This window comes from Anabaena sp. CCY 0017, from assembly GCF_963920885.1.
Taxonomy (GTDB): Bacteria; Cyanobacteriota; Cyanobacteriia; order Cyanobacteriales; family Nostocaceae; genus Nodularia.
On record NZ_CAWUDG010000008.1, the window covers coordinates 165,982 to 182,005 of the forward strand.

Here is a 16,024-nt window from a genome sequence, read left to right on the forward strand (position 1 = left end):
CTTACTTAGGTTCTAATTTCCATAAATGCAGAAAAGACGCAAAGAATCAGGTTGCGTCTTTTTTTTTGTATGATATTAATTGCTCACATTTAAAATTCCCCAACTTCGGGGCAGCAATTTTGGGAAGAATTTTCTTTCCAAGACTAGAGTAAAGATTATTAATTACCCCTAGTTTTTCCTTCCAATTGAGATTTTAGGCTATTTTTGATTTCCGTTTGATCACCGATCCAGTACCTACAACACCAAATGCTAATAGACCTAAGATAGTAGTCGGTTCAGGAACACTAGCTAATCTATAGCTATGGTTATCGGTTTCAAATGCAAAACTGGTTGACCGGAAAACTACTTTGTCAAAAGATTCTCCTTGATCGGCCAACAAATTAACGTAAACATTATTCGCGTCGTCACTTTGTTGACCATTAGCGGGCGCACCAGGAACATTTGCGCCAGTGAACGTTTGGAGTAGAGTGCCTCCGCTATAAACATCCACAAAGTTATATGCGTCTATTGACCCCCAGTAGAAACCAAAATAATCGATAGCCGCAGCAAAATTAATAGTCACATCACCGGTGCGTGGAGAAACTGTGAGATATTTGCTAGTATTACCAAAAGGGGTAGCATATTGTCCTGATAAATTTCCTTGGACAATGGCACTGTTTGCAGAATAACTAACATATCCAGAATCAGGTGCTATTCCATCATTAAAGTTAATGGTTGTAGCTCCTTGAATATTAGTATATTGACCTTGATTAAGAACAGGGGTAGAACCTCCTTTAGTCAGGCTAATAGCACTAGCTGGGTTAGCACCCATGAAAACAACAGAAGTACCGATTAACGCCAATGATAGCTTTTGTAGAAGAGACATTGATTTATTTTTACGGATGATTGATGTAAACAATTTGGCATACGAAGCAGATTTTTGTATAGTGATTGAGTAGAGCTTTTACATAAAAAATATATTTATATATAGGAATATAAAGATGATAAAAAAATATTCAAAAAAGCTTATTTGAAGAAACTATATCTACGCTAAACAAAGGTATGCTAGTATATTTTATTTCAATAAAGCAGAAAAATCTCAGTATAATTTACTAATTTTAAGTCTTTCAGAAGGAGGACAAAGAAAATGTGATGGTGTATTTCACTAAATTAAAAAACTACCATACGGAAATTACTGAAAAGTATCCAACAAAAAAGCCAGCCTCCCACAGCTGGCCTGAACAGTTTTTTCCGCGTTGTCTTCTCAGTAGATATTGAGGCGAGATGCACGACGTGAAAATTATGCGTAGAGGCAGTAGCATATTTTACTGAAAAGCTGTCTCCTCCTGGGGTTCCTTCCCCTCAGTCCCCACATAAAAGGGTCACATCAGTAGTAAGTAATAAATCTGATGGAGTGCAGACCATGAAAGCCTGACCGTGCGAGAGTGCCACTCAATCGGAGGCAAGAGGAAGTTTAGTCATGGGTTAGCGTTAAGCAAACCTTTAGCCCGGATTTCTTTGTGAGAAATCCGAGTAAAGCCGATTGAGGTTTATCTGTAAAAATTTAACTGGTTAATAGGATGGATGGTGCGTTAGCCTACGGCATAACACACCCTACGAAACTGAATTAAATCGGATAAAATTACGTAATTTTTGATTAGACTTTAGTATATTTATCGACTATCTTAGCTAAGTCTGGTACGGCTTCTTCTACGTGTTTCTTAGCGGAACCACGGAATTTTTCATAGGTTCCTTTGATAATTTGACGCTGTGTGTTCTTCACCCTAGCATCGGTAATGCCTAGCATGGCATCTGCTGTATCAGAACGACTGGCGATGAGGTGGGCAGCGGGATCACCCTTTTCTATACCCTCACTCCACAGGGGGTCAAGGGCTGTCAAGAACTGCGGTAGTAGCTGTTCGACAATGTAGGGGATGTATCCGGGTTTTACTCCTTTCAAGGCTGAGAAGGCTGTTTTGATGGCTATACCACTCATCCCTGATTTGGCAGCTAGTTGCTGGTCAATCATTTTGCAGCAATCATCTACAACCATAGCCTTGTTGTTTGGACTTAACACCTGATCACTCAATCCCATTTTATTCCTCCTGAATTCAATGCAATTAATTACCCTAGAAAAGGGAAATTTTAGCTAATTTTAATAGCTTATATCATGTCCACGTGATTACCGATCAAACCCGGAATTCTATTCAATTTAATTTTTCAGTAATCTTAATCCACTGAGTGTCACTAAGACTGTGGAACCTTCATGACCAATTACGCCGATGGGTAGGTTAATGTTGCCTAAAAAGTTACCGATTAATAACAAGAGAATAAACCCTAGCGCTACAACTATATTCTGTTTGACCACAGAGTGCGATCGCCTGCCCAATTCTATGGCTGTGGCGAGTTTCTCTAACTTATCTGCCATTAAAACGATATCTGCGGTTTCCAAGGCCACATCACTGCCGGCGATGCCCATAGCAATACCTACAGAAGCCTGGGCGAGGGCTGGAGCATCATTAATTCCGTCCCCCACCATTGCCACGGTTTGATACTCTTCCTGGAGCTTACGGATGACATCCAGCTTATCTTCAGGGAGGAGTTCGGCATAAACTCGGTCAATACCCACAGTTTGCGCTACACTGTCAGCCGTGCGTTGATTATCGCCGGTAATCATGACAATTTGCTCAACTCCCAATTTTCGCAAGCGGGTAATCATAACTTTTGCTTCTGTTCTGAGCATATCGGAAATGGCGATCGCACCCATAACTTGTTCAGCTTTTGCTACCCAAACCACCGTTTTACCTTCACTTTCCATAGATTGCGCCGATTTCTGCAATTCCTCTGGGAACTGGGTCACATATTGCTGGACAAAAGTTGTATTCCCCACAAACACCTGTTGGTTATTGACAAAGCCGACAATTCCCTGTCCCGGTATAGCTTGGACATCAACCCCACGCACCCAATCTGTCCCAGCCGCCTGGACAATAGCTTTACCTATGGGATGTTCTGAGCAAGATTCCAAAGCGGCTGCGGCTTTTAATACTTCATTCACCGAATATTCACTACTAGGAATTACTTGAGATACTTGGACATTACCTGTAGTTAAAGTACCAGTTTTATCAAAAGCGATCGCGCGAACTTTACCAATCTTTTCCAACTGCGCCCCATTCTTAAACAAAATCCCCTGTAGCGCCCCATTTGCAATTCCTGATAACAGTGTAGGCATAATTGCCGCCATTAGCGCACAGGGAGAAGCCACCACCAAAAAAGTCAAAGCCCGATAAATCGTCACTTCCCAAGTCCAACCCCAAATAAAGGGTGGTAAAAATACTAACAATAAACCAGCTACCACAATTACCCGCGCGTATATCCGTTCAAATCGTTCAATAAATTCTTGAGAAGGAGGTGCTTCCGTCTGTGCTTGTTCCACCAATCGAATCACGCGCTGAATCAAACTACTAGAAGCTGGTTTATGTACCTGAAGCTTCAAAGCCCCAAAACCGTTGAGAGTCCCCGCAAAAACTTCATCTCCTACCGACTTCTCAATAGGTAAAGACTCCCCTGTAATTGCGGCTTGATTTAGAGTACTATAACCAGAGATAATCATCCCATCAGTAGGAATCAACTCACCTGGTTTCACAATAATTTCATCACCCACCTTCAGCTGAGTAATGGGAAGCATTTCTTCCTCTCCCTTCAGTAAAACCCTAGCTGTATCTGGAGTCAGACTCATTAAACCCTTAATACTGCGTTCAGTGCGCCGCATGGCGTAACCTTCCAAAGCCCCACTAATGGCAAAGATGAGAATCAAAATCGCCCCATCAATAATTAGGTAATATTCCCCACGCCATAAACCCAGACTAGCAGCCCCCAGCGCCGCCACAATCATCAGCAAATCAACATCCAATTCCTTTTCTTTAAAAAGAGTAGTCAAACCCTCACGGGCGCTGTCATAACCACCAATTACATAAGCAGCAGGTAAAAACAGCAAAGCCCATCCCAACCAACCAATATGTAAAGCCAACCAACCCAAAAACAACAGCATTCCACAAACCAAAGCTGCTAAAGTATCAGAATGTTCCTGAGTAAATTCTCGAAAACGCTGAGGGTAAAGCATAAAAATCCCCTAAATCATCACCTCCTCACCCTAAACCTTAACATTACTGTCAATGTCAACCCCACAACCAAAACCTCTCCGCGCACCTCTGCGTTAACCTCAGCGTACCTTTGCGTTAAAAAAACAATGAAAACCCTAACCATCAAAGAACTCACCGACGCAGTAGGACAAAGCATCACCCCTCGCATGGTGAGACATTACCATCAACTAGGACTCCTACCACAACCAGAGCGATCGCCTAGCAACTACCGACTGTACACAGATAGAGATATAATCAGATTGCAGCGTATCGTCGCCTTAAAAAATCAAGGTTTCCAACTCAACCATATTCGCCACATTTTAGAAACCGAACCACAGACAGACAACCTCATAGGACAACTCCAGCAGCAATATCGGGCTGTGATGCAGCAAATAACCCAACTCCGACAAACAGCCTCAGCATGGGAGCAACGCGATTTTGTGAGGTTCGGAAATTTGGTAATATAAGTTACCTAAGTTTTGAGCGATCGCTACCTAGAAAAGGTAAAAATAGGGAATTTCAACCAGGGTTTATTAGGAATCAGCCCTGGTAATTGAGATATAAAATCCGATCTCACATTTTCGCGTTGCTCCCCTCAGCATTAGAGAACTTACTCGGACGCGATCGCCATTGTCAAATCATGCAAGCCGAAGTTCTATCGCAACTCAAACATTTAGAAGTAGAAACCCAAATCGGAGTAGGAGAACTCAATCAGCTGTGGAATGGCTTAGATGCAGAAGTACATCATCATCCAGAATCATTCACCGAATCATTGCAGAGAATTTTACCCGACTTATCCCAGCGTTCCGAAATCGAACAAGATTTAATTGCCCAATTAGTCATAGCCTGCGGTGATGTTAGTTTAGTCTCCTTTGTGAAAATTAGTCAAGGTGCGATCGCCGCCAGTAGAGAAAGCCTCAAATCCGGGTGTAACATCGTCGTAGATATTCCCACCGTCGCCGCAGCCTTAGATCAAACCAGACTCACCCATCTAGGTTGTGAAACCATCACCTTAATAGACAACCCCCATATTACCACCGCCCCAGAAGCCGAAACAGAATTTTGGCAACAGCAGAAATGGCGAAAAAAACTTACCCAAATCACTAACAACAGTATATTAGTCATAGGATACGCCCCCTCAGTCCTCTTAGAAATCTGCCAAGCCATAGACCAGAAAAAAATCCAACCCGCCCTCATCATCGGCTTACCCATAGGCTTCAGTCACGCCCCCGCAGCCAAACGCAGACTCATGCAACAACCCATACCATACATAACCATAGAAGGAACCCTGGGCGGAGGACTCCTAGCCGCCACAACCCTCAACTCCCTACTAGAAACCCTAATAAATAAACCCCATTGCCACTGCCATCTTACCTCCTAACCTTTGCGACTTTGCGCCTTTGCGCGAAACATTCCTCCTACCCCCTCCGCCGCAAAACCAACCAAGTAACAACCGGAGTCCCAATTAAAGCCGTCACCGAATTGAGAGGTAAAACCAACTGATTTCCAGGTAACTGAGAAACCAAATCTGCAACCAAAGCCAAAATACCCCCCATCATAGTCACCGCAGGAACCAAAACCCGATGGTCAGAAGTATTAAACAAACTCCGACAAAGATGAGGAACCGAAACCCCCAAAAAAGCGATCGGTCCACAAAAAGCCGTAATCGCCCCTGCTAAAATAGAAGCACTAGTAATCAACCAAAACCGAGTCCGTTCCACAGCCAAACCCAGAGTGCTAGCATAAGATTCACCCAGCAGCAGCGCATTCAAAGGTTTCGACAACAGAATAGCCACAGCCAACCCCAAAACCACCACAGGGGCTAAAACTAAAATTTGTGTCCAAGTCACACCGCCAAAACTGCCAAAAGTCCATTGTAAGTAAGTTTGAATATTATTCGTTTCACTAAATTGCAGCAAAATACTCACTAAAGCACTGGTAGCATAGCCAAACAATAAACCTAAAATCAGCAATTGCATTGTATCTTGAACCCGACGCGCCACCAGTAAAACTAAACCTAAAGCTAAACCTGCGCCTAAACTGGCGGCTATAACTAAACTTAAATCACCAATTATTCCTAAACCTTTAAACATAACACCAGCACCAGTAGCACTTGTGGTCAGAACAACCAAAGCTACTCCTAAACTTGCACCAGAACTAATTCCTAATACAAAAGGTCCCGCTAAAGCATTTCTAAATAAGGTTTGCATTTGTAAACCACTGACTCCCAAAGCTGCGCCGGCTAAGGTGGCTGTTAAGGCTTTAGGTAAGCGAAACTTGAGGATAATATTAGTCCAAGTGGCTTTTTCTGGTTCTCCTCCTAGTAAGATGCTAAGGACTTGGTTGACGGGTATATTGACTGAACCAAAACCTAAATCTAGTAAAAAGGCGAAGATTAAGGCTGATAGTAAGGTGAGGAAAATTAGATATTGTTTGGTTGATTTTTTATGAGTTAGGAATTTAACGAACCGCCAAGTGCGCCAAGTACGCCAAGAGAAGAAAGAGAGGATTTCACGCATTGTTTAAAATTCGTAGTGAGGACTTTAGTCCTCAAGTTAATTTACGGTAATAAACGAGTTGATGATTGGGTAATAATTCAGGATGAAATATTTTAATTAAATCAGCTAAAACTACATCAGGGTTACTAATACCACCTTCCCAATAGTCGTTTCCTTGATGTTCGTTTAATCGAGCATCATTATTATAAAGGTTGCCTATTTTTACAGCCTGAAAATCACCATAGCGATTATCTGCATTCAATAAATCTGTTAAATTCTGCCAAGCTTGACTAAAATTCAGCCAGTAGTCAGCATTAGCAGCACGTTCTAAGATAATCTCGAAAGATAGGGGAAGGCTACCAGATGTGTTATCATCATTCCACAGATAATTTGCGCCAGCGTCATTGAGATATTTAGCGACATAACTATCACCTCCTGGCATATACCAAGTCCCTTTAAAGTTAAATCCTACAAATACGCTAGGACGTTTATTTATAGACTGAGTTTTTTGAGCAATATCTTTATATTTCCTCGCAATTTCACTAAATATTTTTTCGGCTATTTCTTCCTGATTAAAAAACAAAGCGGTAAATTTCATCCACTCGGTTCTTCCTAGCGGAGAATTTTCCATATATTCCGCATTTATGGCGACTTTTAAGCCAGCATCTACTAATTGCGGATAACTATCTGACTGTGAATTCCCCACAGCATAGGTTGTAATTAAGTCGGGATTTAAATCTAATATCTGCTCAATATTGACATTATTATTTCTCCCCACTTCTGTGATTTTTCCGGTTTTAATTCTCGAAATCACATCAGGTGTATTTATTTGTTTAAAATCACTCACCCCGATGAGTTTATCCACCACTCCTAACTTAGCTAAATGCGGTAAATGAGTCGTCGAAAGAGAGACAATCGAATTTACCGGGACAGTAATTACTTGCGTTTCTAAAAAATCCGGCGGTACTGGTGCGCCACACTGCACTAAAACATATTGAAAACCCGTATTAGCATTCCGCCAAGGATTTTTAACCGTGACAACTTTGTAATGTTTATAATACTCCACATCAAAACCAGTCGCATAATTAACGCTCACTTTTGCGGGAAAATAATCAATATTAGGATTGTATTCTTGATTACAAGCGCTGCTACCCTGGGGAATTGTATTGTTACAAGAGATAATTAAGGTAGCAACTAAGAATAATAGACAGACAAAAAAGTTGAGTTTACGTTGATGATGTTTTATAACTATCATATTCCGGTGCTATTTTTCTGGTTTGTAGTTAGGACTTTGGGGAGCATCCCAATTTAGTAAAAACATAGAAGATTGATGTAAAAAACCTATTAAACCCTCTTACCTTGGCGTTCTTCTCCCTTGGCGCTAGCCTCTCCCTTTGGGAGAAGGGGAGACGCTACGCGAATGCGTCTTTGCGGTTCGTTTTTCCATTCTTCTGTAAGCCAAAATCCCATAAATATAGGACTCATATTTGATTTATGAAACACACCCTACATATACTTAGATTTTTTCAATAATCAAATCGGATTCCTATAGATTGAACTTACAAATTTGGGATGCTCCCGGACTTTGGTGGTTTCAGGAAGGACTAAAGTCCTTACTACAAACAAATATTTACTCTGGGGGATAAGAATATTCCCTCACCTTATTACCCCTCACCAAATGTTCCTCAACAATAATTTCCGCCACATCAGGAGTAACGCGAGTATACCAACTCCTATCCTCAGAATTAAACACCACTGGTCCCAACTTACAAACCTCCAAACAGCCAGAAGTTCTCACTTCAATATCTAAACCAGCTTTTTCCACAGATGCTTTTAAAGCTGTAAAAGTCGGTTCCCACTTCCGAGAAGGAAGACAACGCCCAGAAGTACAAACTGAGATATAAGAACGCTTTAAAGGATTGCGAGTAAATGGTATCGGCTGCTTTCCTAACACATAAATTTCCCGCATTTCCTCATACAGCGCTAACTTAGCTAAATTAGGTTTACCCTCTGGTAATAAATTCTCATCCTCCACAAAAGGATTAGGGAAAAATATCGTCATTACCTCTACATTTGCACCATTCCAAAATTTAATTCCCCAACTTCTGGGATTTCCTTCTGCATTAAAACGACGATAAAAAGCAGCCCGACTAACTTGACGTTTTTGTCTTAATTTCAATGGGGTTTTACACTCTGGTCCCCCTAAACTTGGTTCAATACATAAATGTAAATGCCAACCTTCAGCTGCTACCGTTAAATAACCATCGTAAAGAATACACAATTTAGGTGCAGCAGTAAATTCCAGTTCTAATACACCACCTTCGGCAACATGACCGACTCCTACTTGATGCCAATTTTCCTGAAATAAGGTGTACAGCAATGATGATAAAACATCTGTATTGGCAGGAAAATCTTCATACTCAACTCTACCTCCTGAAAGCAGAGGTTCTGTTGTCATCAGATTTAATGGTGTTACCCAAGGATTAAATTGCGTCATGGTATTTACCAATTTTTACGAAATTTTTCAGAATGTGGATCTTAAACCAACTTGAAAAACTCTACCTGCGTCGGGGAAACCCGCAAAAAGTTGATAGCGTTGGTTGAAAATATTATCTACACTACCACTAAGTACAAGGTTATCACTCAGAGAAATTCGCAGTTTAGTATCAAAGGTAGTATAACCTGACAAAAATTCTGTGTTGGTATTATTTGTGGGATAGCCACTGAGAGAACGCATGAGAAATTCTAAATATAAACCTTGAGCATTTTCATAAGAAATTCCGGCATTTAAACTATTTGCACCTGCGAAGCGTAACTCTTTACCTACTTCCGCAGAATTGCTACTTTCTAATATTTGTGGGTCATTCAGAGTATAATTGGCAAAGGCAAAAATATTCTTGGCTAGTTGCACATTCAAAGCTGCTTCAATTCCTCTGGTACGCACTAAGCCAATATTTTCAAATGAACCTATAGGAACACCAAAGTCAAAAGCAATATTATCCGATATGGTATTTTGAAAAAATGTTAAGCGTAGTAAACCAATATTACCTAGTTTTTGGTCAATACCAATATCATAACTATCACCTTTTTCGGGTCGTAAATTGGGATTCCCCACAAATCTAGCACCTTGACCAAATAAGTTAGATAGCGTAGGTACACGAAAATTTCTGATATAATTGGCTCTCAGGGTGGTAGATTCAGAAACTGCTAGTCTTGCACCGATACTGGGTGATGTAAAGGAACCATTAGCTAAACTGTTAAAATCTTGGCGCAAACCTAAGTTGACACCGAGGTTAGGTGTGATATCTACTTCATATCTAGCAAATAATGCTCCTTGACTAATACTACCGTCATAACTAACTGTTCTAATATTATCAGCAAAATTTAAGGTACTATTATTTGCTGAGACGTTGCGGTAGTCAAAGCCATAAACTAAAATTTGATTGTCGGCAAATTTCCAGCTATGCTGTGTTTGAATACCGTAGGAAGTTTGTCTATTGTCTAGTTGGTTAGTGGGTCTGTCAAAGCGAGTGTTGAGAAAGTCTGTGTAAATCTTTGCTGTTAATAAAGAATCATTTCCTTGACCTAGCTGAGAGTTCCAAGTTAAGTCAGCTAAAACTTGGTCTGTATATTTGCGATTATTAGGAGTTAAGGAATTGAAAAATCCTTGACCAAATTGTGGTTCAGGAATCGCTACTCCTCCTGGTACGCCTTGATTTTTAGCTAAGTATAAAGTAGAAAGAGTTAAGGTGTTTCTATTCCCTAAATCTGCTTCTAATTTGACGTTAAAATTATTAAACAGAACATCATCGTTTTCCCTGGTTCCCTCAAAATTAGCTTCGGGAATGAAAAAAGGAAAATTATTTTGCGCCTGGGTACGGTTATAACCCACAACCCAAGATATATCACCTTGTCTCCCGCTATTTTGAATGGTTTGCTGATTTAATCCATACGCGCCCAGAGTCACTCCCGCTTCGGTGGTAATTTTCTCTGTGGGACGACGAGTAATAATGTTAATTACACCCCCAATAGCATCGGAACCGTACAAGGTAGAACCACCACCTGGTAAAACTTCTACTCTCTCTACATTATTGGTGGTAATTTCCGAAAGGTCAAAACCACCAGAACCCAAATTATTGATTGGTCTCCCGTCGAGTAATATTAAAACTTGTCCGGTGTTAGAACCGCGAATAAATTGACCGCTTAATGCACCAACTCCTGTACCGACTGTACCATCACCTAAGACACCGGGGAGAAATTGCAGGGCTTCTTTGACTGTTCGCGCCCCTCTAGCTTCAATTTCTTCTTGGGTAATTACATACACAGGGCGTGTAGAATCTTCAACTGTGCCATCACGCCGCAAAGGTGAAGAGACTCTTTGATTTAAGAGTTTCTCAATTACAGTCAGTTCAATATCGGGTTCTGGTTCTGGTTCTGAAGCCATAACATATCCTGATGATAAACTACTATAAATTGTGTGCAGAATCAGTAAGTTGATCCCGCATTGCCAAGAAATTTTAGGCATCTAGTTTCTCTGTTTAAGTATGGGTGTGATTTAGACTGCTTGTAGAGTCTAGGACATGAGTTTTTAACCGCCGATAAACGCCGATAAACGCCGATGAATTTCAGGTTGATTAGTTAATTGTTTGCAAATATGCTGGCTGTATTGAGTTACACGACGACAGGATGCCCACTCCAGAAGATTTATCATGTTAAGATGTCTGCCTGGTTTACTTGCAAGGCGCTGTATATCCAAATTCAGCCACAAAAAATTTCCAGTTAAGGGAATACCTGAACTCAGCAAAAATTTATGTGCTGGTGCGTTGCTTTGCACGAAAACGCATCCTACAAAAATTGTGGGTTTAATTCTGTTTTAATAAATACCTGTGCTGACCAAGTTTTTTTGTTCTATACATGATCTGTGCCTCGCAGATAGGTGTTTGCTTGGAAGTTACGTCAGTGGGCATTCTGACTCAGAGACAAAAACAATTATTATCTCTTCACAGCTGCGGGACAGCGCCGGATTTACACCGAACTTTCCCCCGTAATACAGGAGTTACCTGTTACGTCTGATGGATGCTTGCCATAAGAACTGACTTTTTTGATTCAATCATATTACTATAAAAGTGTAAATTTGTACAAAAAAAGTTGCGTTGCCGGAAAGATTAGATACAAAAGGTTGTTACCCAGATGGTAATGATAATGATTATTATTCTGTCTAACTGTTTTGTCAACTGCTAATAGAGGTAATTTGGGCATAAATAGTTAATTTTTATGACTTTTTCAGACTCGCTAAGTCTTGGTCAACAGAAAATTAGAAGAAATTTGACACCAGATGTATAATTAGCGCGTCTCCTCTTGCATTAAAAGATAAAATTAAGACCATCCGGCTTTCTGTACCTAGATAAAGAGCATTATGTGGCAACAAGAAAAAAAAGATAGTGCGATAGTCAGTCTGGCATTATTACTGTCCTTAGCTACTAGCCCTATGGCAGTACATTTGTTCGTGCCGACACCAGTGCTGGCACAATCTGCCACTGACGCTGACTCTTTTCCACTACCGACAAGTGTGGAAGATGGAACTACGGTGCGGATTGATGGTTCTATGAATTTGGCTGCAATCAACCAAAGTTTAAAACAAGGTTTTGAGCAAGAGTTTTCGGGGGCTAATGTAGAAGTTGCCAGCAATGGTGCTGATGTGGCTATATCAGCTTTAATAGATGGTACTGTTGATCTAGTTGCGATCGCCCGTGGTTTGACTCCAGATGAACAAGCCCAAGGTCTGGTACAATTACCATTTCAACGAGAAAATATTGCCATCATAGTTAGTACAGATAATCCTTTTCAGGGTGGTTTAACTGATCAACAATTCGCCGACATCTTCCGGGGAAAGATTACAGATTGGTCAGAAATAGGCGCATCTGAAGGTACAATTCGATTCATTGACCGCCCTGAAACGAGCGATACCCGCAATACATTTCGCACTTATCCAGCTTTTACCGGGGCTGAATTTGCCACAGGCTCTAATGCTACCCAGATAGAGGAGGATAACACTGCCGAAATTGTCAAGCAATTAGGCAATGACGGCATTAGCTATGCAATGGCTCATCAAGTGTCGCAATTGTCAAATGTGCGCGTGATTCCCATCAATGATATTTTGCCAGATAATCCGAATTATCCCTATTCCCAGCCTTTAGTTTATGCTTACAGGCAGAATCCTAGCCCCAATGTAGCCAATTTCCTCGGTTTTACCCTCGCAGTACCAGGACAGCAAGCTATAGAAACAGGTAGAGCCGCAGCAGCCGCAGCCATCGCCCAGGGAGAAGTACAAACAGCACCCGCCAATACCCAAACTGTATCAGAGGAACAGCAATCTCCAGAAACTAATCTTGAAGATATACCTCTGTGGTGGCTTTTGTTACCTATATCCGTGATAGTTGTCTTACTAATGTGGCTTATCCGGTCACGCATCTGGGCAACTGAGGCTCAAAATAAAACCACAGATGCAAATCTCAAGGAATCTATGGAAAATGAAGTGGCAATAGATAATATAAGTATTGATACTCCTGTGAGTGAACCTTTCCCTGAAATGCCGTCCAATGATGACGCTTTAACAGCAGGAGCAGTAGCAGCTATGGGTGAACACCTGGAAGAAAAATCACCTCTTAAAACTAATGACGAGAGTAATTCTACAGAAACAGAGTCTTTTGATAATCCTGATTCACTCTGGGATATAGAAGCACCAGCAGCCGTAGTCAATACTCCATACCCTCAATTACCAGATGTACCTCAAGTTGTCTCTGAAGAGTTACCTCTTTCAGAAGTGGTATCTGAGGCGGAAAATAGCGAAATTAAAGACTTTGGTGACGAAATAGCAGAACAGCCCCAAGTAGAACCAGATTTAGGTTTAATTGAGGATATCTTCTCAACGGAAACTACAGACTTAGCTGGTAATATGGCGACAGCAGATAATCTTTGGTCTGAGAACGATGATGATATCTTTGCAACTGAAACTACGGATTTAGGTGGTGATATTGCTCCAGAATACAATGTTTCGTCTCAGCACGATGATGATGATGACACAATGGTGTTCAGTAATTGTGATGAGACTATCTTACCGCCATCGGATGAAAAAATATCAGAAAATGTGGTCATTTCACATCCATCACTCCCAGATATTACGGAAGATATATTAAATGTGGTAGCAGATGCAGCTGAACCCGGCAATAATTTGTCAGAGGAAATAGATATTTTTGCAGATAGTGCAACTTTTGAAGGCACAGGTCTGGAAAATGAGCGGGAAGTGCTAAGTGATATAACAGAGCCTACGTGGTTTGATGTAGATGGGGAGCAAAGTCTTGTTCTCAAGTATCGCAATGCTGAATGGGCTTATGCGACTTGGTTCATTGGTGAAAGTTGTCAGCAAGCATTAGAAAATAACGGCATCTCTCAATTAGCGCTGCGGTTGTATGATGTGACAGATTTAGACTTGAGTTATCAAACTCCCCAATTTGTAGAAGAGTATGAAATTGACTCAGGGATAGAACTTTACGTCGCCATTCCCCACAGTGATCATGATTATATAGCCGAAATCGGTTATGTCACCGAAGGCGATCGCTGGGTAATAATTACCCGTTCCCAAAGAATTCGCGTCTTTGCTACACCCGTGGAAGATACCACAGAAGACCCCGTAAATCTCGATGGGGAACAAAGTATTGTTCTCAAGCCTCGCAATTCTGAATGGGCTTATGCGAGTTGGTACATTAGCGAAACTTGTCAGCAAGCATTAGCAAATAATGGCATCTCTCAATTAGCGCTGCGGTTGTATGATGTTACGGATTTAGACTTGAGTTATCAAACTTCGCAATTTGTAGAAGAGTATGAAATCGAGTCAGGGATAGAACTTTACGTCGCCATTCCCCACAGTGATCATGATTATATAGCCGAAATCGGTTATGTCACCGAAGGCGATCGCTGGATCACAATTACCCGTTCTGACAGGGTGCGCGTCTTTGATACAGCCTCACCAGAAGATACCACAGAAGCCCCAGTTATCAATCTGGATGGGGAACAAAGTATTGTTGTCAAACCTCGCAATCCTGAATGGGCTTATGCGACTTGGTACATTAGTGAAAGTTGTCAGCAAACATTAGCCAATCACGATATCTCTCAATTAGCGTTGCGGTTGTATGATGTGACAGATTTAGACTTGAGTTATCAAACTCCGCAATTTGTAGAAAAGTATGAAATCGAGTCCGGGATAGAAGCTTACGTCGCCATTCCTGACAGTGATCATGATTATATAGCCGAAATCGGTTATGTCACCGAAGGCGATCGCTGGATCACAATTACCCGTTCTGACAGGGTGCGCGTCTTTGATACACCCCTGAAAGATACTACAGAAGACCCAGTTCTGAATCTGGATGGGGAGCAAAGTATTGTCCTCCAGCCCCAAAATGCTGAATGGGCGGCTGCGAGTTGGTCTATTAGTGAAACTTACCAGCAAACATTAGCAAATAATGGCATTTCTCAATTAGTGGTGCGGTTGTATGATGTCACGGATTTAGACTTGAGTTATCAGACTCCAGAATTGGGACAGGAATATAAACTAGAGTCAGGGATAGAAAAGAAATATCTCGCCATTCCCCAAAGCGATCGCGATTATATTGCCGAAATAGGTTATGTTACAGATAGTGATATTTGGGTAACAATTGCTCGTTCTGCCAGGGTTCGCATCTTTGGTATACCCTTAACAAATACCACAGATGACAATATATCAACAGCAGACACAGAATTAGTGGATTTATCCACAACCCAGAATGAGAGTAGTATTCTCCTGAAAACCCGGACTCCCAAGTGGGCTTATGCTACTTGGTATATATCCACAACTGACAAACAAATGCTGCAAAGTAACAGCAGATCTCAATTATATCTGCGGTTGTATGATGTCACAGATTTGGACTTGAGTTATCACACTCCTCAGCTTGTGCAGAAATACGAATGCGACGAAATTACAAGCGATCGCTATGTGGCAATTCCCGCTACAGATCATGATTATATTGCAGAGATCGGATATTTGACCGCAGGCGATCGCTGGGAGATGATCGTCCGTTCCGAAAAAATTCGTGTCTTCAGTCGTCCCCAACCAGATTTTTGGTTTGTCGCCGATGCTGAATTAATTATTCACGGATCAACAGAACCAGGTGCAACAGTAAATATTGCTGGTAAACCCATCACACTCAAAGCAGATGGGACTTTCCATTTGCGGGTTCCCTTCTCCGATGACTCCATTGACTATCTCATGACCGCAATTGCTGCTAATGAGGAACACAGTACAACTATCCGCAAGAAATTTTCTCAGGAAAATTCCGACAGCTAGAGGGGAAGAGGCAGGGGGGCACGGTGCAG

10 protein-coding genes, 2 pseudogenes and 1 riboswitch are annotated in these 16,024 nt (G+C 41.4%); of the genes and pseudogenes, 3 read left to right on the top strand and 9 right to left on the bottom strand.

Translation table 11 applies throughout. The features are described 5' to 3' along the window. Positions 1-193: 193 nt before the first annotated feature. The 3 genes from ACM0OW_RS12715 to ACM0OW_RS12725 form a co-directional block, all read right to left on the bottom strand. Entirely contained in the window at positions 194-865 is a 672-nt protein-coding gene (locus ACM0OW_RS12715; RefSeq protein WP_414550467.1) for a PEP-CTERM sorting domain-containing protein, read from the bottom strand. 771 nt (positions 866-1,636) lie between these two features. Then, positions 1,637-2,074, bottom strand: coding sequence for a DUF6918 family protein (locus tag ACM0OW_RS12720; RefSeq protein WP_414550468.1), 438 nt, complete (start codon positions 2,072-2,074; stop codon positions 1,637-1,639). 117 nt (positions 2,075-2,191) lie between these two features. Then, positions 2,192-4,099, bottom strand: a complete 1,908-nt coding sequence (locus ACM0OW_RS12725; protein WP_414550469.1) for a heavy metal translocating P-type ATPase — start codon at positions 4,097-4,099, stop codon at positions 2,192-2,194. 126 nt (positions 4,100-4,225) lie between these two features. On the opposite strand from ACM0OW_RS12725, the pseudogene ACM0OW_RS12730 reads away from it, so the two are divergent. Continuing rightward, a pseudogene (locus ACM0OW_RS12730) lies at positions 4,226-4,534 on the top strand (MerR family transcriptional regulator); the annotation flags it as partial. A 179-nt stretch (positions 4,535-4,713) separates the two neighbouring features. Beyond that, positions 4,714-5,499: pseudogene (locus ACM0OW_RS12735) on the top strand (precorrin-8X methylmutase); the annotation flags it as partial. A gap of 37 nt (positions 5,500-5,536) precedes the next feature. Here the strand turns inward: ACM0OW_RS12735 and ACM0OW_RS12740 are convergent. From ACM0OW_RS12740 to ACM0OW_RS12765, 6 genes are all read right to left on the bottom strand, one after another. Beyond that, positions 5,537-6,637, bottom strand: coding sequence for an iron chelate uptake ABC transporter family permease subunit (locus ACM0OW_RS12740; protein ID WP_414550470.1), 1,101 nt, complete (start codon positions 6,635-6,637; stop codon positions 5,537-5,539). A 31-nt stretch (positions 6,638-6,668) separates the two neighbouring features. Beyond that, the gene (locus tag ACM0OW_RS12745; protein ID WP_414550471.1) at positions 6,669-7,871 is read right to left on the bottom strand and encodes an ABC transporter substrate-binding protein; all 1,203 of its coding nucleotides are present in this window, start codon (positions 7,869-7,871) and stop codon (positions 6,669-6,671) included. A gap of 89 nt (positions 7,872-7,960) precedes the next feature. After that, positions 7,961-8,101, bottom strand: a complete 141-nt coding sequence (locus ACM0OW_RS12750; protein WP_414550472.1) for a hypothetical protein — start codon at positions 8,099-8,101, stop codon at positions 7,961-7,963. Positions 8,102-8,246: 145 nt separating this feature from the next. Next, positions 8,247-9,113: a (2Fe-2S) ferredoxin domain-containing protein gene (locus ACM0OW_RS12755; protein WP_414550473.1), complete on the bottom strand. Its 867-nt coding sequence runs from the start codon at positions 9,111-9,113 to the stop codon at positions 8,247-8,249. 27 nt (positions 9,114-9,140) lie between these two features. After that, a complete protein-coding gene (locus tag ACM0OW_RS12760; protein ID WP_414550474.1) occupies positions 9,141-11,141 on the bottom strand; it encodes a TonB-dependent receptor in 2,001 nt (666 codons plus the stop codon). 63 nt (positions 11,142-11,204) lie between these two features. After that, positions 11,205-11,450, bottom strand: a complete 246-nt coding sequence (locus ACM0OW_RS12765; protein WP_414550475.1) for a hypothetical protein — start codon at positions 11,448-11,450, stop codon at positions 11,205-11,207. Between the two features lie 106 nt (positions 11,451-11,556). After that, positions 11,557-11,705, bottom strand: a riboswitch (cobalamin riboswitch). Positions 11,706-12,032: 327 nt separating this feature from the next. Between ACM0OW_RS12765 and ACM0OW_RS12770 the strand changes: the two genes are divergently transcribed. Next, positions 12,033-15,995 carry a DUF4912 domain-containing protein gene (locus ACM0OW_RS12770; protein WP_414550476.1) on the top strand — a complete coding sequence of 1,321 codons (3,963 nt, stop codon included), beginning with the start codon at positions 12,033-12,035 and terminating at the stop codon, positions 15,993-15,995. Positions 15,996-16,024 lie beyond the last annotated feature (29 nt).